Genomic DNA, 21,944 nt, shown 5'->3' with positions numbered 1-21,944 from the left:
TCGCGCAGGAGCTTCCGGCCGCCGGCGCGGCGGCGTCACTGAAAAGGTGACATGCAAACCTTCTCAGCAATTCACGCTCGGGTCAACGGTGCGATCCGTCTCGCTTCCGGGCGGCGACGCGCCTCAGCGCGGCAACGACAGGAAGTCCTCGACCGGGCGCCGCGGGGTGGGCGGGACGAAGGTGTCGTGGGGTGCGGTGCCCAGGCGGATGAGTACCTGGGGTATGCGATCGGGGTCGGGGAGAAGGCTGCTGATCGCGCGGACGGCGGCCGGGATTTCGGTGATGTGGGTGAGGGGGCAGGTCGCCAGTCCGGCGGCGGTGGCGGACAGCAGGGCGGTGGACAGGGTTTCGCCGGTCGCCAGCCATTCGTGCGGGGTGTTCTCGGCGGTGCTGAGCACCACCAGGGTGGCGTGATCGGGTTCGCCGGTGCGGTGCGGACTTCCGGGCGGTATCGGAAAACCGCGGCCGACGTCGACCAACGCGGCCTCCTGCGCGGTGGGCAGCGCGGAAGGTGGGATACCTTCCGGTAGATCGAAATTACCTGTCCACCAGCGTAATTCGTTCTGGTACGGGGTGTCGAACTGCTGCATGGCGGCGGTCTGCTCGGAGGCGGCGGCGAGCCGCGGACGCACGGAATCGTCGACCGCGTTCAGCCGCACGCCGTCGATCTCGGCCACCTCCCGCAGCTCCCGCACCAGCTCCGGCCGGTCGGGCGCCGACATCGGAAGCCGGTCGGTGCGGCGCGCGCGGATCGCGGCGGCGAGGGCCCGTTCCCGGTCCGACGGCGCGCGCGGCGGCTCGAATTCGGCGACGGCCAGCAGGTCGTGCAGCCCTTCCTCGGGAACGTAGGACACCGTGATCGGATGTCCCTGCTCGGCGAAGGCGATCCGGGCGTGGTGCAGATTGGCGCCGCAGCTGATCACCTCCTGCCGCCCGCTCGGATCGGCCACCTTCAGTTGCCGGGTGGAATCGCTGAACAGGTGCAGGCGGGTCCCGTCGAAATCCCAGTGCCACGGCTGGGTGTTGTGCACGGACGGGGCGCGGGCGGCCAGCCGCAGGGCCGCGACGATGGTCGAGCGGTCGGGAACGTGCTGCATGATGCCTCCCAGAGCGATATTTCGTCGGGTGCATTCGCCAGAGTATTGCCAGTATCGCAGTTGTCACCATCGCGGCCGGTAGGGTGGGGGTGTCTTCGCCCTGGAACGTTCGTGAACCGCTCGGAAGGTGGGACGCATGGCCTCGAAGGCGCCCGTGGTGGTGGGAGTCGACAGTTCCGACGACGCGCTGCGGGCCGCGCGCTGGGCCGCGAATGATGCGGCGCTGCACCGGGTCCCGCTGGAAGTGATCTCGGCGGTGCCGCCGGTTCCGCAGGACCGTGCCGCGGACGAGGGCGTGTGCGCCTACCACGAGCGCTCGCGCGAGCAGGCGCAGCGCGCCGTCGCGCAGGCCGCTCGGGTGGCGGCCGATATCGCCCCGACAATCGATATCGACACCGCCGTCATCGACGCGCCGATCATTCCCGCGTTGCTCTCCCAGGCCGACGAGGCCCGCCTGGTGGTGGTCGGCGCGCGCGGGCTCGGGGCATATCAGCGCAGCCTGCTCGGCTCGGTCAGTACGGCACTGGTACGGCACGCTCGCGGCACGGTCGCCGTGGTGCCGGCGGATCCGCTGCTCGGTTCCGAACGGCCGGTGCTCGTCGGATACGACGATTCCCCGTGCAGCGCACAGGCTCTCGCGATCGCCGTCGACGAGGCGCGGCGGCGCCGGACCGATCTGGTGGTGGTGCACACCTGGCAGCGGTTCGGCGACTACCCCTCCCCGGCGGCCCTGGAAGAGGAGGGCAATCGGCTCCTCGACGCCGCCCTGGCCGCGCACGAGGATCCGGACGAACCGATTTCGGTGCGGCGGATCGTCGTCGAGGATCGGCCGGTGCGGCGCATCCTCGACGAATCCGCCGCCGCGCAACTCGTCGTGGTCGGCAGCCATGGCAAGGGCGGATTTCCCGGGATGACGCTGGGTTCCACCAGTCAGGCGCTGATGCACAGCGTCGAATGCCCGATCGTCATCGCCCGGCCCCGCACCGCTTGATCGGGCGGTGAGGATGATGTGATCAAGCGGTGAGTTCGGCCAGCAACTTCCACGTGCGCAGCTGATCGTCCTCGCCGCCGAGGTCGGTCTGGTGGATCAGCAGTTCGGTGGCACCGGCGTCGACATAGGCCCGCAGGCCGCGGGCGACATGCTCCTCGTCGCCGATCAGCGCCACATCGACCGCGTGCGCGACACCCTCGCGGTCGAGAACCGCACGGTAGGAATCGAATTGCTCGTAGAACCCCAGCGCCTGCGCCGCGGTCTCGCGCACCTCGTCGGCGCGATCGGTCACCACCGCGACCACACCGGCGACCACCTGCAGCGGCCGCACCGGATTCGCGGGGCGGGCCCGCTGCAGGGTGGGCACGATATGTGATTCCAGCGTGCGCGGACCGGCGAGGAACGGCAGCACGCCGTCGCCGGCCTCGCCCGTGGCCCGCAGCGCCAGCGGGCCCATGGCTGCCACGAGCAGCGGGATATCGCCGCCGCCGTGCACCGTCGTCGGGATCGGCGGGCGGGCGTACACCCGCTCGCCCTGGACATCGACGGTGCCGTCCTCGATGGCCTGGCGCAGCGCGATCAGATATTCGCGCAGCCGCCGCACCGGCTTGTCCTCCCGGATGCCGAAGGCCGCCGATTCCAGTGGCGGAGCGCCCAATCCGATTCCCAGGCGGAAGCGGCCACCCGACGCGGCCTGTGCGGTCTGGGCCTGCGACGCGACGACCAGCGGATGACGCGGATTGATCGGCACCACGGAGGTGCCCACCCCGATCTCCGGCACGGCGAGTCCGACGACCGCCGCGAGGGTCAGCGCATCGAGATCGAATTTCTGCCCGAACCACACCGAGTGCACCCCGGTGTGCTGCGCCGCGGTGGCGAGTCGGAGGACCTCGTCGACGTCGTTGGCCGCGTCGGGCCGCGGCCACACCGACACCCCGATCGGAACTGGAAGGCTCATCGGACCGAGGCTAATCCGCGCATCGGGCGATCCCACCGTTGTGCTCGGGCGGATCGAAACCGTTGCCGTGGCGGCCATTTGCGCGTCGCCGCCGCTACCATCGCACGATGGGGCGTCGAGTATCGGGTGTGCTGGCCTTCGCTGTCCTGGTCCTGATCGCGATCGCGACGGCCTGGGAGCAACAACCGCACGGATATCGCGACGTCGCGACCCCGGCCGGGGAGTTCAGTGCCGAGCGCGCGCTGGCGACGATCCGGGAGATCGCCTCGCGGCCGCATCCCGTCGGCACCGCCGAACACGACCGGGTGCGCGACCATCTGGTGGGACGGCTGCGGGAGCTCGGGCTGGACACCGATGTCCGCTACGGGGTGGGCAGGTATCCGGTGGATCCGCATCGCGCGGTAGCGGTGCTCGGGCAGGCCGGAAATATCGTCGCCCGCTGGCCCGGCCGCGCCGCGACCGGCACGATTTATCTTGTCGCGCATTATGATTCGGTGCCGCCCGGCCCCGGTGCGAACGACGACGGGGCCGGCGTCGCGACCGTCCTGGAGACGGTGCGCGCGCTGCGGGCGAGCGGACTGCGGCCGCGCAACGATCTCGTGGTGCTGCTCACCGACGCCGAAGAGGTGGGCCTGCTCGGCGCCGAGGCCTTCGCGAGTTCCGGCGGCGCCGATCCGCGCGGTGGTGTGGTGATCAATCACGAGGCACGCGGCGCCGGCGGTCCGCCGATGCTGTGGCGGCTCAGCCATCCCGATGCCGGGTTGATCAGCGTGGTCACCGGGGTTCCGCATCCGAACACCGATTCGCTGTCCACGACCCTGGGCGGTGACCAGACCGGGAGCAATACCGATTTCGCGGCGCTCGATCCGCACGGCTTCCGGGTGCTCGACTGGGCCTTCGCCGGTCGGAATGCCTACTACCACAACCCGTTCGACGATCCCGACCATGTCGACCTCGCCACCGTGCAGCAATTCGGTGACAACACCACCGCCGCGGCGCGCGAATTCGCGGCGCGGGACCTGCGGGCCGTGGCCGATCAGCCGGATCGCGCGTATTTCCCGCTGCCGTTCGGTGCGCTGGTGGTACTGCCGCTGTGGATGGTGATCGTGGCCGCGGTGGCCTCGGTGCTGCTCGTGGCCTGGGTGGTGTGGCGGATCCGGCGGACCGGGGAGGCCACGATCGGCCGGACTCTGGGTGCGGCGGCGACCGCGCTGCTGGCGGTTCCGATCGGGATGGGCGTCGTCTACGGGTTGTGGACGGCGATCACCGCGATCCGACCGGAGTACCGCGCGCTGTTCGTCGATCCGTACCGGCCGCAGTTCTACGGCGCGGCCGTGATGATGGCCTGCGTGGCGGTCCTGGCCGCCTGGTACGCCCTGTCGCGGCGGCTGTTCGGGCCCTCCGCGACCGCCGTGGGTGTGCTGTGCGCGGTGACGGCGATCGGTGCGGTGGTCACGGCCCTGTCACCCGCGGCCGGTGTGATGGTGGTGATCCCGGCGCTCGCCGCCGTCGCCGGTGTCGTGCTGACGTTCACGGTGCCCGACCGCCTGCGGTTGCCGGTGCTCACCCTGTTCCTCGTCCCGGCGGCGGTATTCGCCGGCGGCACCGCGTACGCGGCATTGCAGACCGGAATCGCCGCCGCCGCCTATCTCACCGCGCCGGTGGTGCTGGTGCTCGGCGGGTTGTTCACGCTCACCCTGACCCATGCGTGGCCGAGCCGCCGCGGCGTTCTGGTCCCCGTCGCGGCGGTGGTCCTCACGGTGGCGCTCGCGGCGGCCGGGACGATGGTCGACCGGTTCGACGCTCGGCATCCGCTGATGTCGCAACTGTCCTATGCGCTGGATGCGACCAGCCGCGAGGCGCAGTGGATTTCCACCGCGCCGCCGGATCGGTGGACGCGGAAATTCGTCGAATCCGGTTCTCCGCACGGGGCATTCGCGCAGCTGTGGACGGACGCGGCCGCCGTCGGCGCCGCTCCGGCGCACGACCTCTCCGGTCCGGCGGCCGAAATTCTCTCCGATCGCACCGAGGCGGATCTGCGCACCGTGCGAATGCGGCTGCGGTCCACGCGCGGAGCCACCTCCGTCGCGCTGCGGTATTCCGGGCAGGTCCGCTCACTGACGGTCGCGGGGCGGGACATCACGCCGGTGCCGGCCGAGGGGGTCCGGTTCTACGCGCCGCCCGCCGCGGGGGTCGAGGTCGAGCTCACGGCGCCGGCCGGGCCGCTCACCCTCCGAGCCGTCGATTACAGCTGGCTCCCCGACGCGCATCTCGCCGACGCACCGGCGGACATCTACTACCGGCAGGACAGCGCGGTCGCGGTGTTCACCACCATCCGGTTGTGAACACCGCGGTGGTGAATCAGGATCCGGCCACGCCCTCGGCGTAGTCGGCCGGATCGAAACGCCGTGTCTTCCATCGGAACAGCAGGGTGGCGCCGGGCCAGTTGTTGGTGATGCGGCCGGAGGCGTTGCGGTACCAGCTGGAGCAGAAGTTCCACGGCGTATCGGCCAGCCGCTTGCGCAACCAGTCGTCCCAGGCCTGTTCGGCGGCGGGCCGCGCGGCGAGGAAACGGCCGGGTTCGGCGGACAGGTACTCCACCACCTGCCGGATGTAGCGGGCCTGTGATTCCAGCATGTAGATGATGGAGCCGGAGCCCACATTGGTATTGGGCCCGTACATCATGAACAGATTCGGGAAGCCCGGCACCGACATACCCAGGAATGCCCGCGCGCCCTCCGGCGCCCATTCGTCGGACAGTTTGCGGCCGCCGAGACCGTAGATGCGCATCGGCGCGAGGAATTCGGTGCCCTTGAATCCGGTGCCGTAGATGATCACGTCCACCGGATGCTCGACGCCGTCGGCGGTGCGGATCCCGTTCGCCGTCACCGCCTCGATGGCGGTGGTCTCCACGCTGACATTGGGCTGGGCGAGCGCGGGGAAGTACTCGTTGGAGAACAGGCCGCGCTTACATCCGGCGGCGTAATCCGGAGTGAGCTTGGCGCGCAATTCCTCGTCGGGTACGGCCTTGGCGCGATGGCGGTCGGCGATCGCGATCACCGGATGTTTGATCCACGGCACGTCGGTCAGGGCCAGCGCCATGACCTCGAAGAAGGTCCAGATGGCGAAACGTTCGGCCCACCGGCTGGGCGGAAAGTACTTGAACAGCGCGTGATGGAGGCCGGTGTATTCGGTATCGAATTTCGGCAGCACCCAGGCCGCGGAGCGCTGGAACAGGGTGAGATGTCCGACGGTCGGCTGAATGGCCGGAATGTATTGAATCGCACTGGCTCCGGTGCCGATGCACGCCACGCGCTTACCGGTGAGATCGACATCGTGGTCCCATTCGGCGGAGTGGAAGGCGGGACCGGTGAAGGTGTCGACGCCGGGGATGTTCGGCATCGCCGGACGCGAGAGCTGGCCCACCGCCGGAATCAGGACATCGGCGGTGAGGGTCTCGCCGTCGGCCGTGCGCACCTGCCAGACGCCGCGCACGGCATCGAATTCCGCATCGGTGACCTCGATGCCGAAACGGATCTTGCGCGGCAGATCGTGCTTCTCGGCGACCGCGCGCATATACGCGTGGATGTCGCGCTGCTGCGAAAACCGGCGCGGCCAGTCGGATTTGGGTTCGAACGACCACGAGTACAGCGGGGAGGGCACATCGCACGCCGCGCCCGGATAGGTGTTCTCGCGCCAGACACCGCCCAGATCACCGGCCTTCTCGACGATGGTGAAATTGTCGATACCGGCGCGCTGCAACTCCAGCGCCATGCCGAGGCCGGCGAATCCGGCGCCGATGATCAGGATGGACGGCGTGGCAGTCATAGTCGAAGAGTAGAGCGCCGAGCGGCCGTGTCCGAGAGATCAGCGGCCAACGAATCAATATTTCCGGCCACGCCGCGGAGGCTGCGCTGGACCGGACAGGCGACTCCGCTGGACAGTTCCGGCCCGCCGAACCTACTATCTATAGCAGTTCCTCTTCAAAAAGCCTGTCCCGGTGGGCATTTGGCGTTTCGACGGCGCTGCAGGGGGTGTCGTCGCGCGTCCGCGTTCATTCGGGACGGATCTGCCGTACCCGGGTGCACCCGGACGGCAGGGACGGCTGCACGTGGCGATCAGGGGTTCGCCACGTGCAGCCGATTCATCCCATGTCTGTGCTGTTCACGCCGCGTGTCGCGGAAAAGTGGACCATCCGGTCGGGCTCGTAACCGCTACGTCCGGTTTCGGCTATCCTCGCGGCAGGTGTGACGTCGTTCACCGGTGAAGGAGTGCGGTTACTGATGTTGAGCACGATGCAGGACGATCAACTGTCGCTGGCCACCCTGCTGCGATATGCGTCCACGTTCCACGGCGATGCCACGGTGTCGACCTGGACGGGCGACGGGGTGCGCACCATGACCTATCGGGAATTGGGTGCGGAATCGGCGCGGCTGGCCAACGCGTTGCGGGGGCTGGGGATCGATGTGGGCGATCGGGTCGCCACGTTCATGTGGAACAACAACGAACATATGGTCGCCTACGCCGCCGTGCCCGCGATGGGCGCCGTGCTGCACGCGCTGAACCTGCGGCTGTTCCCCGAGCAGGTCACCTACGTGGCCAATCACGCCGAGGATCGGGTCGTGATCGTCGACGGCTCGCTGCTGCCGATGTTCGCCAACTATCTGCCGACGCTGAAGACCGTCCGCCACGTCATCGTGGCCAACGGCAACGCCGCGGAGCTGACCGCCCCCGAGGGTGTGCAGGTGCACTCCTACGCGGAACTGCTTGCGGGACAACCGGATACCTACGATTTCCCGGTCGTCGACGAACGCTCCGCGGCCGGGATGTGCTACACCTCCGGCACCACCGGCGACCCCAAGGGCGTGGTGTATTCGCACCGGTCCAACGTGCTGCACGCCATGCAGGTGCTGACCAACGCGAGTATGGGATTCACCTCCGACGACACCGTGCTGGCCATCGTGCCGCTGTTCCACGCCAACGCCTGGGGCCTGCCGTATGCCGCGATGCTGTCGGGGGCGAGCGTGCTGATGCCCGACCGCTTCCTGCAGCCGGCGCCGTTGCTGGAGATGATGGCCGCGGTGCAGCCGACCTTCGCCGCGGCGGTACCGACAATCTGGGGTGGCGTACTGGCGCAGTTGGAGGCGAAGCCGCAGGACATCACGCATCTGCGCGAGGTGGTCGTCGGTGGATCCGCGCTGCCGCCGTCGATGATGCGGGCCTTCCAGGAGAAGCACGGGGTGCGGCTGCTGCACGCCTGGGGGATGACCGAGACCTCCCCGCTGGGCAGCGTCGCGCATCCGCCCAAGGGCGTCACGGGCGAGGACGAATGGGAGTACCGCTACACGCAGGGACGGTTCCCGGCCCTGGTCCAGGCGCGTCTGGTCGGCGACGACGGCTCCGTGCTGCCCAACGACGGCGAGGCCGTGGGCGAACTCGAGGTGCGCGGCCCGTGGATCGCGGGGGCCTATTACTCACCCGAGGGCGTATCCGTCGACCCGGACAAGTTCGACGACGGCTGGCTGCGCACCGGTGACGTCGGCAAGATCACGCCCAACGGCTACCTCACGCTGGTCGACCGATCCAAGGATGTCATCAAGTCCGGCGGCGAATGGATCTCCTCGGTCGATCTGGAGAACGCGATCATGGGTCATCCGGCCGTCGCGGAGGCCTCGGTGATCGGGGTGCCGGACGAGAAGTGGGACGAGCGCCCGCTGGTCGCCATCGTCCTCAAGGAGGGCTCGACCGCCGAACCGGCCGAATTGCGCGACTTCCTGGCGGACAAGTTCGCCAAGTGGCAGTTGCCCGAGCACTGGACCTTCATCGACGAGGTGCCCAAGACCAGCGTCGGCAAATTCGACAAGAAGCGGCTGCGGGCGCGGTATGCCGACGGCGAATTGAGCGTCACGACGCTGTGAAGTCGAGCGTCACGACGCTGTGAAGTCGAGCGTCACGACGCTGTGAAGTCGAGCGTCCCGACGCTGTGAGTCGAGCGTCCCGACGCTGTGAGATCGAGCGTCCCGACGCTGCGAACGAATCCCCGCGGGCGCGGCCGGAACATCCGGTCGCGCCCGCGGTGTGCGCGGGGGTGCGGTGGTACCCGCCGGTGCCGGTCGGCGGGCGATCGCGGCACCTGTTGGCGCTATGTCAACAAGGTGTCGTAGGCTGAGCACCGGCGTCCGGTGGGCGTCCGATCACGTGCAGAAAGGGTTGGCGATGACCGAGACGAGCAGCGCCGAGACGAACAACGACACCCCCGCCTTCGCGGATGTGGTGAACGGCGCGCTGGAGTTCACCATCCCGATCGCCCACAAGATGGGTGTGCAGGCACTCGAGGTGCGGCCCGGATTCGCCGCCACCACCGTGCCGATCGAGGGCAACGGCAACCACTTCGGCGTCATGTACGCCGGCGTGCTGTTCACCGTCGCGGAAATTCTCGGCGGCGCCATTCCGATCGCCACCTTCGACAGCGCCAAGTACTACCCGCTGGTGAAGGATCTGCAGATCTTCTTCCGCAAGCCGGCGAAAACCGATGTGCGGGCCCAGGCTTCGCTCTCGGATGAGGAGATCGCCCGGGTGATCGCGGACGCCGAGGCCAACGGCAAGGCCGACTTCACCCTCGAGGCCACCGTCACCGACGCCGACGGCGTGGTCGTCGCCGAGACTCGCGGGCTGTACCAGCTGCGCGCGCACGGAAAGTAGCCACTCGGGCCGCACGCTCGCGGGCGGCCGATGCCGCACGCTGCCGGTCGACGACAGTGTGCCGCGGGGCTACGGTGAGGGCGCGTACCGTCGAAAGGACGGTGTTGTAGCGCCCGACAGGGGAGCCCGCGTGGCCACGCAGCCGTTGCCTCCTCGCGGGCCCCGTTTCACCGGGCGGGGACAGAGAGGTCCGGCGTAATGGGCGTGCACCGCCATCCGATGCGAGACAGTCGGCGCGGCAGGGGGATTCGAGCATGACGGTGAATCTGTTACGCACCGTGATCGCGCGGGCGTGGGCCGAGCTGGAATATCTGCGGCTCGCGGTCGGCAGTGGCGTGGTCGGAATCGACTCGCCGTTGACGTTGCTGTCCGCGGGTGACGCGCTGCTCCGGCACGGTGCCCTGCCCGCGCTGCTGCGGCTGGCCGCCGCCCGTTACGGCGATCGCGCCGCGGTGATCGACGAACTCGGCACGCTGAGCTATCGGGAACTCGAGGACCGCTCCAACCGGCTCGCCAACGAATGGCGCAAACGCGGACTGCGCACCGGCGAGGGTGTGGCGATTCTGGCTCGCAACCACCGCGGCCTGCTCGACGCGGTCTTCGCCGCGGCCAAGTGCGGAGCCCGGATCATCTTGTTGAACACCGATTTCGCCGGGCCGCAACTGCGGGATGTGGCGGCTCGCGAGGGCGCCGATCTGCTGGTGTACGACGAGGAGTACGAATCCATCCTCGGCGATCTGAGCCCTCGGCGCGGGGCCTACCGGGCGTGGTCGGAGACCGGGCACACCTCCAGCCTGGAGTCGCTGATCACCGCGGGCTCGCCCGCCACGCCGCCGATCTCGCGTTCCGGCGCCAAGATCATCCTGTTGACCAGCGGCACCACCGGCACGCCCAAGGGCGCGCCGCGCTCGGAGCCGCGTTCACTGGAACCGCTGGGCGCGATTCTCAGCAAGGTGCCGTTCCGGACCCGTGAGGTGACCGAATGTCCGGCGCCGTTGTTCCACACCCTCGGTTTCGCCATGTCGTTGCTGGCCATCGGCTTCGGCTCGACATTGGTGATCCGGCGCCGATTCGATCCGCAGCGGGTGATCGACAGTATGGCCGAGCACGGTGCGACCGCGCTGATCGTGGTGCCGGTGATGCTCACGCGCATGGTCGAACCGGGTCCGCAGGCGGTGCGCGAGCGGGATCTGTCGGCGCTGCGCATCATCTTCGTCGCCGGATCGCAGCTGGGCGCCGAGCTGTGCCGGCGGGTGACCGCCGCGTTCGGGCCGGTCGTCTACAACCTGTACGGATCCACCGAGGTCGCCTACGCCACCATCGCCACGCCGGATGACCTGGCGGAGGAGCCGGGATGTGTGGGGTCACCGGTGGTGGGCGCGGTGGTCGAGATCCTCGACGAGCAGGGCGAACCCGTACCGCCCGGGACGACCGGGCGGATCTTCGTCCGCAACGCGATCCCCTTCGATGGCTATACCGGTGGCGGCGACAAGGAGCGGATCCGCGGCCTGATGTCCACCGGCGATGTCGGCCATTTCGATTCGGCCGGAAGGCTTTTCATCGACGGACGCGACGACGACATGATCGTCTCCGGCGGGGAGAACGTGTTCCCGGCCGAGGTCGAGGAATTGCTCGACGCACATCCGGACGTGCGCGAGGCCGCGGTCATCGGCGTACCCGACGACGAATACGGCGCCCGGCTGGTCGCTTTCGTCGTCCGCACCACCGAAACCCTCGGTGCGGAGGAGATCAAGGCGCATGTGAAGGCCAACCTCGCGCGCTACAAGGTGCCTCGCGAGGTGGTGTTCATCGATGAACTGCCACGCAACCCCACCGGCAAGGTCCTCAAACGGCGGCTGCGGGAATGGGGCGAGGGCGCCGGAGCGTGACGCCGATTCCGGCGCCGGACACCTCCGGCGCCGGAACCGTACGGCTCAGCAGTTACGCAGTTCCGGGCTCTGATTGAGCAGTTGAGCGCGGGTGGAGATGAAGGTGGAGTAGGTGTCGCCACCGACGGCCGACAGCGGGAAGGCCGCCACCCGATGGCAGTTCTGGAAGGCGAGCTTGATGCCGAAATGCCGCTCCAGGCTGCCGCGAATCGAATCCGACGCCATCGCGCGCAGCAGTTGGCCGCGGGCCGTCTCGTCCGGCGGGGGAACCTGATTGTCGGCGAATTCTGCTGTGCCGGAACGCAAGTCGGCGGCCACCCGGCTGACGACCTCGTAGGCGTAGGGCAGTGAGGTACGAACGCATTCGACGAATTCCTCGTCGCTGACCGGACCGCTTTCGGCGCGTTCGAGCAGTGCGGCTGGGACATCCAATGACATGACGCTCTCCTCGTGGGATGGCGGGTGATGTCCCACGAGTCTAAACGACAAACGTTGTCAACAAGACCCGAATGGCCGCGAAAGTGCCGATTGCAGAGCGGCTTTCGCTTCCTCGGTGAGCGTGCGCACCAGGTCGGCGGCCGGAACGGCGTCGGCGAGGGTGTGCGCCTGCCCGGCCCACAGGTTCACCGCGTCGGGGTTGTCGGCGGCGCGGGCCTGCGCGCGCAACGGTCCGGTGGCGTAATGGATTTCGGGATAAGCCGCGGGCGCGTCGGGGTTGTCGAGCATGAATTGATTGCGCAGGCCGCGGGCCCGGCGGCCGCTGAAGGCGCGAGTCAGCATGGTGGGCGTCTCGATCGCGAGCGCATCGCGATGCAGTGCCGAGGTGCCCGCCTCGGGGCAGCGGAGGAAGGCGGTGCCCAGCTGTGCGGCCGTGGCGCCGGCGGCGAGGACCGCGGCGATACCCGCGCCGGTGGCGATGCCGCCCGCCGCGACCACGGGGGTGTCGACCGCGGCGCGCACCAGCTGCACCAGCGCCAGGGTGGTGAGGGGATCGGTGCCGTCCTCCTCGGGCCGGTCGGCGAAGCCGCCGCGATGTCCGCCGCCTTCCGCGCCCTGGGCGACGAGGACATCCGCACCCGTCTCTGCGGCGACCCGGGCCTCGGGTACCGAGGTCACCGTGACCCACACCTCGGTTCCGGCGCGATGCAGGCGCTCGATCTCGGCCTCCGACGGGCAGCCGAAGGTGCACGAGACCACCGCGACCGGCTCGGCGGTGAGCAGATCGAGCTTCTCGTCCCAGGCGTCGGTGTCGAACCGCGCCTCGCCGAGCGGGAAACGCCGGCCCAGCCGGTCGAGGTAGACCGCGAAGTGTTCCGGCGGTGTGGGCGCGCCCGGAACGAACAGATTCACCCCGAAGGGAGTCTCGGTCAGCTCGCGCAGCGCCGCGATGCGCGCGGCGGTATCGGTGGCGCTCAGATATCCGGCGGCGAGGAATCCCAGGCCGCCCGCGTTGCCGACAGCGGCGGCGAGTTCCGGGGTGGACGGGCCGCCGGCCATCGGCGCCAGCACGATCGGGGTGCGCACGTTGTCGAGGATCACCCCCTCAGTCTGGACCCGGCCCCGGATCTCGGTAACGGTGCCCGCGGGTACCAAGATCAGCCTTCCACCTGCGAATTCCGGCGCGGAGGTTGCGAAAAGGTCACGACGGAGTACAGTTTCCGTCACAACAGATGCCGAATCGTTACCGAATGTCAGGTTTCGGCCGGCGTCGCCGCCGAGTTGATCGACGCTAGGACGAGCCTTGCCGCAGCACCGTGAGACATCCAGTTCCGTATCCGTTCAGGACCTGCTCGGTGACATCTCCGCCGGTAGCGGCGCGGCCGAGCGTCGCACTCGCCATCGTGCCCAGCCGCGCACCGGCGACCGGATGAAGCTCGCCGCCAGCGCCGCGGTCGCGACCGGCGCGCTGATCAGCACCGCCACCCAGTTCGCGCACGCCGCGCCCCTGCTGCCCGGTGGCCACAACGACACTCCGGAACCGGTCGCGCTGAAGTCGGCCTCCGAACCCGCGCACGAGGCCGAGCAGGCCGCGCCCGTCGCCGCCCCGGTCGCCGCCGAGACTCCGGCCGCGCCGCAGGCCCAGCCGGTGGCCGCGCCCGCGCCCGCCCCGTTCGGTCTGCAGAATCTGCCGCCCGAGGTCGCCGGCCCGCTCTCGCACGCCGAAGAGGTGCTGAAGGGTATTCAGCAGCAGCTCGCGCCGGCCCAGGCCGTGCGGCCGGTGGCCGGGGTCGTGAGTTCCGGCTTCGGATCCCGGTGGGGCGCCATGCATTACGGTGTCGACTTCGCCGATGCGATCGGCACTCCTATTCATTCGGTGGAGAACGGCACGGTGATCGACGCCGGTCCCGCCTCGGGCTTCGGGCTGTGGGTCCGAGTGAAGCAGGACGACGGCACCACCGCGGTGTACGGCCACGTCAACGACATCCTGACCCACGTCGGTCAGCGCGTGAACGCCGGTGACGTGATCGCCACCGTCGGCAACCGCGGCAACTCCACCGGCCCGCATCTGCATCTGGAGATCTGGGATCCCAGCGACGTCAAGATCGATCCCGCCCCCTATCTGGCGAGCAAGGGCGTCGTCCTGTCCCAGCAGTCGTGGGGGGCGGGCGAATAGCGCCCGCGCTGTCGTCGGCCGCCCGGCTCGGCCGGCAGCGGGGGGTTGATGCATTGACTGGTTTGTACGAGTTGTTCGATTCCGGATCCTTGCACGGCCGCACCTATACGGCTCTGGTGCAGCATCCGCGGTCCAGCCTGTCGGAACTGGCGCAGTATCTGGAGTGCTCCCGCGAGGCCGTCGCGGCCGCACTGGACGCACTCTGCGAGATGCAGGCCGTGGTCCGCATCGAGATCGACGACACCGTCCGCTGGGATGCCCACGCTCCCGAGGCCCTGTCGGAAGCCGAATCCCGCCGCCGCCAGGCCGAAACCGCGCGCATGCACGACGCCGCGGCCCGGCTCGGCGAGACGTTCCGCTCGGTGCGGCGCACCGCGCGCGGCGACGGCACGGTGGTGCCGATGTACGAGACCCGCGAGGTGATCGCCGAATTCGAGGATCTGCAGCGGGCCGCGCGCAGCCGGATCCGGATGATCGACCGGGGCCCGTATCTGTGCGAGGGCGAGCGCGCCGCGCGGCTGTTCGACCTGCGCTCGGCGCGGATGTCGGCGGGCGTGCGCTATCAGACGCTGTATCAGGACACCATCTACCAGGATTCTGATCGGCTGCGCTTCGCGCTGCGGGCCAATACCGCCGGAGCGCAGGCACGCACCCTGCCCGATCCGCCGTTCAAGGTGATCATCGCCGACGACGACCGCGCGGCGCTGATGCTGCATCACGACGAACGCCGCGGCGATCCGATGGGCCTGCGCATCGCGGCCTGCCCGACGCTGGACGCGATCGTGCACACCTTCGAGGTGTTGTGGTCGCTGGCCGCGCCGATCTCGGTGAATCCGGACCAGCCGCTGGACGAACGCGACCGGGCCATCCTGACCCTGATGGGCCTGGGCGCGACGGACGACACCATCGCCCGGCGGCTGGGCATGTCCCGGCGCACGGTGGTGCGGCGGACCGCCAGCCTGCTGGAACGCCTGGGTGCCAGTACCCGGTTCCAGGCCGGCGTGCAGGCGATCCGCCGCGGCTGGCTGTGACATGCGGCCGCTGGTGCGGCTGTGACTAGAGTCACGGAGGTCGACGCGGGGTGCAACACCGAGGCACCCTGGCAGCGATGAGAACTAGGAGAACCGGCGGGTTGCGGCCGTAGATCGGCCGTAACCCGGGGGCTCATCCATCCTTATATGATTGCTCGGACCGCGCGAGGGGGTGTTGGACCGTGCGGACCTGCTGGACGCGAGAGGTGAAGACACTCGAATGGATACTGCCCGCCGTTCCGCTCGTGGAGGTCGTCGCCGCCGGTCGGGCAGCCCGCTTTTCGGTCAGCTGCTGACCGCTGCGGTGGAATCCGCCGCGGACGCGGTAGCGATCCGGTTCGATCCGACCGGTGAGCCGGCCGATGCGCGGCAGCTGACCTATCGAGAGTTGGACGAGGCGTCCTCGCGCCTGGCCCGGGAACTCATCGCGCGCGGTATCGGCGCGGGCGACGTGGTGGCCATCGGCATCGCGCGCTCGATCGAATCGGTGCTGTCGGTGTGGGCGATCGCCAAGGCGGGTGCCGCCTACGTGCCGGTCGACCCGGCCTATCCGCCCGACCGCATCGCGCATATCGTCGACGACTCCGGCGCCGTCCTCGGCCTGACCACCGGCGCGTATCGCGGTGCGCTCGGCAGCGGCGTGTACTGGCTCGAACTCGACGATCCGGTTGTCTCCGAGCGGATCGCCTCGCATCCGGCGCACCCGATCTCCTACACCGACCGCGTGCGCCCGCTCACCGAAGCGCATCCGGCCTACGTGATCTACACGTCCGGTTCCACCGGCCGCCCCAAGGGCGTCGTGGTGACGCACGCCGGCCTCGGCGGACTGGTCGCGGCGGAGCGGGAGCACTACGGCGTGACCGAAGGCGCCCGGGTACTGCATGTCTGCTCGCCCAACTTCGACGTCTCGGTGCTGGAACTGCTACTGGCCTTCTCGTCGGGAGCGACCCTGGTCGTCTCGCCGCCGGACGTGTTCGGTGGTTTCGAACTGGCGGATCTGCTACGGCGCGAACGCGTCTCGCACATGCTGATCACGCCGGGCGCCTTGGAGTCGGTGGACCCGGCCGATCTGCCCGACCTCGAGGTCGTGGTGGTCGCGGGTGACAAGTTCGGTCCCGAGCTGGTCGGGCGCTGGGCGCGCGACGGCCGCCGCTTCTACAACGGCTACGGCCCGACCGAGGCGACGATTCTCGCCACCTCCACCGCGGAAATGGCTGCCGACCAGCCGATCACGATCGGTACGGCGATCTCCGGCATCGGGGCCTACGTCCTCGATTCGCGGCTTCGCCCCGTTCCCGCGGGCGTGGTCGGGGAGCTCTATCTGGCCGGCCCGGCGCTGGCGCAGGGCTATCTGAATCGGCCGGGCCTGACCGCCGAGCGATTCGTCGCCAGTCCGTTCGGCGCGGAGGCCGGGCGACCCGGTGGACGGCTGTATCGCACGGGTGACCTGGTGCGCCGCAACGAATCTGACGGCACCATCGAATATCTGGGCCGCTCCGACTTCCAGGTCAAGATCCGCGGTTTCCGCATCGAGCTGGGCGAGATCGACAACGCGCTGACCGCCCATCCCGATATCGATTTCGCCGCCACCATCGGCCGCACGCTGCCCTCGGGCGCGACCGCGCTGGTGTCGTATGTGCTGCCGCGTTCCGGAGCCGCGCTCGATATCGCGAGCCTGGACGATTTTCTGGCGGAATCGCTGCCCGCGTACATGATTCCCGCGGCGATCATGGCGCTGGACGAGATTCCGCTGACCCCGGTGGGCAAACTCGACCGCGCCCGGCTGCCGGAACCGACCTTCACGGCCCGCGAATTCCGCGCTCCCGCCACCCCGGTGGAGGAAATCGTCGCCGAGGTGTTCGCGGCCCTGCTCGTCCCCGGCGATGGGGACAACCCCGGCCGGGTCGGCGCCGACGACGACTTCTTCGAACTCGGCGGCAATTCGCTGCTGGCCGCCCAGGCGGCGGCCCGGATCGGCTCGGCGCTGGGTGCCCGCGTACCGGTGCAGTTGCTGTTCGAGGCCTCGACCGTGGCCGCGCTCGCCGAACAGGTGGAACGCCACGCCGGAACCGGAACCGGGGAGCGGCTGCGGCCGATGCCCCGTCCCGAACGCATCCCGCTGTCCTACGCGCAGCAGCGCATGTGGTTCCTCAACCGCTTCGACCCCGCCGGGGCCGTCAACAACATTCCGGTCGCGGTGCGGCTGAGCGGACGTCTCGACGTGGACGCGCTGCGGTCCGCGGTGCGGGATCTGGTGGAACGCCACGAGGTGCTGCGCACCGTCTACCCCGAACTCGACGGCGAGGGCTACCAGCAGGTGCTGCCGCTCTCGGATTCCCGTGCGGTACCGCAGATCCCGCTGGTCGAGGCGGCCGAGGACGAGGTGGCCACCCTGGTCGCCGAGACCGTCTCCGGCGGCTTCGATGTGACGACCGCGCCGCCGGTGCGCCTGCGGGTGCTGCGGCTGGGCGAGACCGAGCACGTGCTGGTGTGCGTGATCCACCACATCGCCGGCGACGGCTTCTCGATGGGCCCGCTGACCCGCGATCTGATGACCGCCTACCTCGACCGGGCGCGCGGCGGTCACCCCGAATGGTCGCCGCTCGCGGTGCAGTACGCCGACTACGCTCTGTGGCAACGGGAAACGCTGGGCAGCGAGGACGATCCCGAGTCGGTGCTCGCCGCGCAGATCGCCTTCTGGCGCCGCGAACTCGCCGCGCTGCCCGAGCAATTGGAGCTCCCGGCCGACCGCCCGCGCCCGGCGGTCGCGTCCTATCACGGTGGCACCCACGACTTCGAGATCGACCCGGCGGTGCACGCGGCACTGAACCGCCTCGCCCACGAGCATCAGGCCACGCTCTTCATGGTCGTGCACGCAGCCCTGGCGGTCCTGCTGGCCCGCCTGTCCGGCACGCGCGACATCGCGATCGGCACTCCGATCGCGGGCCGCGGCGACGAGGCGCTCGACGAGTTGATCGGCATGTTCGTCAACACCTTGGTGCTGCGGACCGAGATCGATCCGGCGCGCAGTTTCGAACAGGTGCTCGCCGACGTGCGCGGCACCGACGTCGCCGCGTTCGGCCACGCCGATGTGCCGTTCGAGCGGTTGGTGGAGATCCTCGACCCGGCGCGGTCGACCGGCCGGCATCCGCTGTTCCAGGTCATGCTGACGTTCCAGAACCTGGCTCGCACCGAACTGGAACTGCCCGGCCTCGCGGTGTCGGGAGTCGATCTGGCGATCGATTCGGCCAAATTCGACCTGCAGCTCGCCATGGCCGAGCGTGTCGACGAACACGGTGTGCCGCAAGGCATCTCGGCATCGTTCAGCTACGCGACGGATCTGTTCGACGAGGCGACGGTGCAGGACTTCGCCGATCGTTTCCTGCGCATCGTGAGCGCTGTCGCGGCCGATGCGGCCGCGATCGTCGGCGACGTCGATGTTCTCGCCCCCGGTGAGCGGGAACTGGTTCTGCACGAATGGAATTCACCCGGAGCGCTGGTCCCGCCGGTGACGCTGGTGGATCTGATCGAGGCGCAGGCGCAGCGGCGCGCGGGCGCGGTGGCGATCCGGTTCGGCGACACCACCGTCACCTTCGGGGAGCTGCTGCGGCGCGCCAATCGGGTGGCGCGCGCGCTCATCGCTCAGGGCGTGGGCCCGGAATCCCTGGTGGCGGTGGCGGTTCCGCGCACCGAGGAGCTGCCCGTCGCACTGCTGGGCGTCCTGCTGTCGGGCGCGGCCTACCTGCCGATCGACACCGGCTACCCCGCGCAGCGGCTGGAATTCATGCTGTCCGATGCCGAACCGGCGTGTGTGCTGACCACGGCCGCCGTGCGGCCGGAACTGCCCGCCGCGGAACTGGCGACGGTTCTGCTGGAAGAGACCGGGAACTTCGCCGACGCCCCGATCACCGACGGCGAACGCGTGCGTGCGCTGCGCCCGGCCGATCTTGCCTATGTCATCTACACCTCGGGTTCCACCGGTGTGCCCAAGGGCGTGGGCGTCACTCATCGCAACGTGCTGGAGTTGTTCGCGAACACGCAGCTGCTGTTCGACTTCGACGAGACCGATGTGTGGACGCTGTTCCACTCCTTCGCCTTCGACTTCTCGGTGTGGGAGTTGTGGTGTTCGCTGGCCACCGGTGGTGCGGTGGTCGTCGTCGATCATCTGACCTCGCGTTCGCCGGAAGCGTTCCGCGAGTTGCTGATTCGCGAACAGGTCACGGTGCTGAATCAGACGCCGTCGGCCTTCTATCAGCTGGCCGAGGCCGATCGCGCCGCGCAGAATCACGCCGGCGGGGATACGGCGGTGGCGAGTGCGGGCAAGTTCGCCCTGCGCTACATCGTCTTCGGTGGCGAGGCATTGGATCTGCGCCAGCTCGGCCGCTGGTACGAGCGGCACGGTTCGTCGGCGCCGCGACTGGTGAACATGTACGGCATCACCGAGACCACGGTGCACGTGTCGTTCCTGGCGCTCGACGAGGGTCTGGCCGATCATCCGGCCAGCGTGATCGGCCAGGCGCTGCCGGGTCTGGAAGCCTACGTCCTCGACGAACGCCTGCACCCGGCTCCGGTCGGTGTCGCGGGTGAGATGTACATCGCGGGACGCCAGCTTTCGCGCGGATACCTGGGCCGCCCGGGCCTGACCGCGACCCGGTTCGTGGCGAACCCCTTCGGGGCCCCCGGTACACGCATGTACCGTTCGGGCGATATCGGCCGCTGGGCCGGTTTCGACGGGGAGGCCGCCCTCGAATATGCCGGACGCAGCGATCAGCAGGTACAGCTGCGCGGCTTCCGTATCGAACTGGGTGAGGTCGAGGCCGCGCTGTTGCGCTGCCCCGGCATCAGCCAGGCCGTGGCGGTGGTCCACACCGATCACGACCTCGGTGACCGGCTGGTGGGTTACGTCGTCCCGGAGGCCGGGCAGGTCGCCGACCCCGGTGCGGTGCGCTCGGCGGTGGGCGAATTCCTCACCGGCTACATGGTTCCCGACGTGGTCATGGTGCTGGAGTCGCTGCCGCTGACTCCGAACGGCAAACTGGACCGGCGTGCGCTGCCGGAGCCGAAGGTGCTGGGGGAGCGCGAGTTCCGCGCTCCCGTCACACCGGTCGAGGAAGCGATCGCCCGCGTGTTCGCCGATGTGCTCGGCGCCGAGCGGGTCGGCCGCGACGACGACTTCTTCGCCCTGGGCGGCAACTCACTGGTCGCCACCCGGGTCGTCGCGCGGGTGAACGCCGCGCTCGGCGCCGCGGTCGCGGTCCGCGACCTGTTCGAGGCGCCGTCGGTGGAGCAGTTGGCGATCCGCGCCGAAGCAGCCGTCGCGCCCGCACAACGTCCCGCGCTGGTGGCGGGGCCGCGCCCGGAGCTGGTGCCGTTGTCGCTGGCACAGCAGCGGATGTGGTTCCTCAACCAGTTCGACACCGCCTCCCCGGCCAACAACATTCCTTTCGCCGTCCGGTTGACGGGTGAGCTGGACCTGACGGCGCTGCGATCGGCCGTGGGTGACGTGGTGGCCCGGCACGAGGTGCTGCGGACCGTCTACCCGGCCGTGGACGGCGTGGGACATCAGAACGTGCTGCCCTCGTCCACCGTGCCGGATCTGCCGGTCGTCGAGGTCGGCGAAAGCGCTGTGGTGGACTGGATCTCCCGCTTCGCGCTGCGCGGATTCGATGTCGCGGCCGAGGTGCCGTTGCGGATGGCGGTGCTGACGTCGGCCCCCGACGTGCATGTGGTGGTCGTGGTGACGCACCACATCGCGGCGGACGGCGCGTCGGTGGCGCCGCTGGTCCGGGACCTGATGACCGCCTACCTGGCGCGCGTCTCGGGTGAGGCTCCCGCGTGGGCGCCGCTGCCCGTGCAATACGCGGACTACGCGCTGTGGCAGCGGGAGCTGCTCGGGGACGAGAACGATCCCGAGTCGCCGGCCGCGCAGCAGCTGGCGTTCTGGCGCGCGGCGCTGGCCGACGCGCCGGAGCGGATCGACCTGCCCGCGGACCGGCCGCGTCCGCAGACGCCCTCGGGCGTCGGCGGGGTGTATTCGTTCGCGATTCCGGCGCAGACGCATCGCGCCGTATCGGAGATCGCGCGCGCCCGCAACGCGTCCGAGTTCATGGTGGTGCACGCGGCCTTCGCGGCATTGCTGTCGCGGCTGTCGGGCAGCACGGATGTCACGCTGGGCGCCCCGGTGGCCGGGCGTGGTGAGCGCGAGCTCGACGATCTCGTCGGCATGTTCGTCAACACCCTGGTGCTGCGCACCGAGGTCGAACCCGGCACGAGTTTCGTCGATCTGCTGGACCGGGTCCGCGAGTCGGATCTGGCCGCGTTCTCGCACGCCGAACTGCCCTTCGAGCGGTTGGTCGAGGTCCTGGATCCGGTCCGGGCACCGTCGCACCATCCGCTGTTCCAGGTGGCGCTGTTCTTCCAGAACGTCGATGCCGCCCGGCTGGAACTGCCCGGACTGGCCGTCGAGGAGGTCGACTTCGACGGAGCCGTCGCGAAATTCGATCTGCAACTGACGATTTCGCCCGTCGACGGTGACCGTGAACAGCCGGCCGTCTTCACCTATGCGACGGATCTGTTCGACGAGTCGACGGTTGCCGGATTCGCGGAGCGTTTCGTGCGGTTGCTGAGTGCGGTCGTCGCGGATCCCGATGTCGCCGTTGGT

13 protein-coding genes are annotated in these 21,944 nt (G+C 69.4%); 8 read left to right on the top strand and 5 right to left on the bottom strand.

The window, feature by feature from the left end:
• Positions 1-123: 123 nt before the first annotated feature.
• Positions 124-1,098 (bottom strand): Acg family FMN-binding oxidoreductase, encoded by a 975-nt coding sequence (locus tag NK1_RS28130; RefSeq protein WP_063013536.1) that lies wholly within the window; start codon positions 1,096-1,098, stop codon positions 124-126.
• 136 nt (positions 1,099-1,234) lie between these two features.
• Between NK1_RS28130 and NK1_RS28125 the strand changes: the two genes are divergently transcribed.
• On the top strand, positions 1,235-2,089 hold the full coding sequence (locus NK1_RS28125) for a universal stress protein (RefSeq protein ID WP_063013534.1): 855 nt from the start codon (positions 1,235-1,237) through the stop codon (positions 2,087-2,089).
• A 22-nt stretch (positions 2,090-2,111) separates the two neighbouring features.
• On the opposite strand, the gene NK1_RS28120 is transcribed toward NK1_RS28125, so the two are convergent.
• Positions 2,112-3,047: a TIGR03564 family F420-dependent LLM class oxidoreductase gene (locus NK1_RS28120; RefSeq protein WP_063013532.1), complete on the bottom strand. Its 936-nt coding sequence runs from the start codon at positions 3,045-3,047 to the stop codon at positions 2,112-2,114.
• A 107-nt stretch (positions 3,048-3,154) separates the two neighbouring features.
• On the opposite strand from NK1_RS28120, the gene NK1_RS28115 reads away from it, so the two are divergent.
• Positions 3,155-5,392 carry a M20/M25/M40 family metallo-hydrolase gene (locus NK1_RS28115; RefSeq protein ID WP_084461670.1) on the top strand — a complete coding sequence of 746 codons (2,238 nt, stop codon included), beginning with the start codon at positions 3,155-3,157 and terminating at the stop codon, positions 5,390-5,392.
• A gap of 16 nt (positions 5,393-5,408) precedes the next feature.
• Here the strand turns inward: NK1_RS28115 and NK1_RS28110 are convergent, their stop codons facing one another.
• Positions 5,409-6,875: a flavin-containing monooxygenase gene (locus NK1_RS28110; protein ID WP_063013528.1), complete on the bottom strand. Its 1,467-nt coding sequence runs from the start codon at positions 6,873-6,875 to the stop codon at positions 5,409-5,411.
• Between the two features lie 455 nt (positions 6,876-7,330).
• On the opposite strand from NK1_RS28110, the gene NK1_RS28105 reads away from it, so the two are divergent.
• The 3 genes from NK1_RS28105 to NK1_RS28095 all read left to right on the top strand — a co-directional run bounded on the left by NK1_RS28105 (position 7,331) and on the right by NK1_RS28095 (position 11,638).
• The gene (locus NK1_RS28105) at positions 7,331-8,965 is read left to right on the top strand and encodes a long-chain fatty acid--CoA ligase (RefSeq protein WP_063013599.1); all 1,635 of its coding nucleotides are present in this window, start codon (positions 7,331-7,333) and stop codon (positions 8,963-8,965) included.
• Positions 8,966-9,263: 298 nt separating this feature from the next.
• Positions 9,264-9,749 carry a PaaI family thioesterase gene (locus NK1_RS28100; RefSeq protein WP_063013526.1) on the top strand — a complete coding sequence of 162 codons (486 nt, stop codon included), beginning with the start codon at positions 9,264-9,266 and terminating at the stop codon, positions 9,747-9,749.
• 254 nt (positions 9,750-10,003) lie between these two features.
• Positions 10,004-11,638 (top strand): acyl-CoA synthetase, encoded by a 1,635-nt coding sequence (locus NK1_RS28095; protein WP_063013524.1) that lies wholly within the window; start codon positions 10,004-10,006, stop codon positions 11,636-11,638.
• 45 nt (positions 11,639-11,683) lie between these two features.
• Here the strand turns inward: NK1_RS28095 and NK1_RS28090 are convergent, their stop codons facing one another.
• A complete protein-coding gene (locus tag NK1_RS28090) occupies positions 11,684-12,076 on the bottom strand; it encodes an SCO5389 family protein (protein WP_030513337.1) in 393 nt (130 codons plus the stop codon).
• A gap of 57 nt (positions 12,077-12,133) precedes the next feature.
• Positions 12,134-13,177 carry a nitronate monooxygenase gene (locus NK1_RS28085; protein ID WP_174552763.1) on the bottom strand — a complete coding sequence of 348 codons (1,044 nt, stop codon included), beginning with the start codon at positions 13,175-13,177 and terminating at the stop codon, positions 12,134-12,136.
• Between the two features lie 202 nt (positions 13,178-13,379).
• On the opposite strand from NK1_RS28085, the gene NK1_RS28080 reads away from it, so the two are divergent.
• From NK1_RS28080 to NK1_RS28070, 3 genes are all read left to right on the top strand, one after another.
• Entirely contained in the window at positions 13,380-14,252 is an 873-nt protein-coding gene (locus tag NK1_RS28080) for a M23 family metallopeptidase (RefSeq protein ID WP_063013522.1), read from the top strand.
• A gap of 53 nt (positions 14,253-14,305) precedes the next feature.
• Positions 14,306-15,283 carry a helix-turn-helix transcriptional regulator gene (locus tag NK1_RS28075; RefSeq protein WP_063013520.1) on the top strand — a complete coding sequence of 326 codons (978 nt, stop codon included), beginning with the start codon at positions 14,306-14,308 and terminating at the stop codon, positions 15,281-15,283.
• Between the two features lie 220 nt (positions 15,284-15,503).
• Positions 15,504-21,944, top strand: a 6,441-nt coding sequence (locus tag NK1_RS28070; RefSeq protein WP_063013595.1) for a non-ribosomal peptide synthetase, incomplete at its 3' end; no start/stop codon positions are given.

It is taken from the genome of Nocardia kruczakiae NBRC 101016 (assembly GCF_001612965.1).
GTDB classification, from domain to species: Bacteria; Actinomycetota; Actinomycetes; order Mycobacteriales; family Mycobacteriaceae; genus Nocardia; species Nocardia kruczakiae.
Note: the sequence above shows the minus strand (reverse complement) of the source record. Positions and strands in the feature narration are given on the sequence as shown.

What these genes read in the sequence shown, in the direction of transcription:
- NK1_RS28120 (WP_063013532.1), bottom strand. Translation starts at nt 3,047, where the DNA reads ATGAGCCTTCCAGTTCCGATCGGGGTGTCGGTGTGGCCGCGGCCCGAC.
- NK1_RS28130 (WP_063013536.1), bottom strand. Translation starts at nt 1,098, where the DNA reads ATGCAGCACGTTCCCGACCGCTCGACCATCGTCGCGGCCCTGCGGCTG.
- NK1_RS28095 (WP_063013524.1), top strand. Translation starts at nt 10,004, where the DNA reads ATGACGGTGAATCTGTTACGCACCGTGATCGCGCGGGCGTGGGCCGAG.
- NK1_RS28105 (WP_063013599.1), top strand. Translation starts at nt 7,331, where the DNA reads ATGTTGAGCACGATGCAGGACGATCAACTGTCGCTGGCCACCCTGCTG.
- NK1_RS28125 (WP_063013534.1), top strand. Translation starts at nt 1,235, where the DNA reads ATGGCCTCGAAGGCGCCCGTGGTGGTGGGAGTCGACAGTTCCGACGAC.
- NK1_RS28115 (WP_084461670.1), top strand. Translation starts at nt 3,155, where the DNA reads ATGGGGCGTCGAGTATCGGGTGTGCTGGCCTTCGCTGTCCTGGTCCTG.
- NK1_RS28110 (WP_063013528.1), bottom strand. Translation starts at nt 6,875, where the DNA reads ATGACTGCCACGCCGTCCATCCTGATCATCGGCGCCGGATTCGCCGGC.
- NK1_RS28090 (WP_030513337.1), bottom strand. Translation starts at nt 12,076, where the DNA reads ATGTCATTGGATGTCCCAGCCGCACTGCTCGAACGCGCCGAAAGCGGT.
- NK1_RS28100 (WP_063013526.1), top strand. Translation starts at nt 9,264, where the DNA reads ATGACCGAGACGAGCAGCGCCGAGACGAACAACGACACCCCCGCCTTC.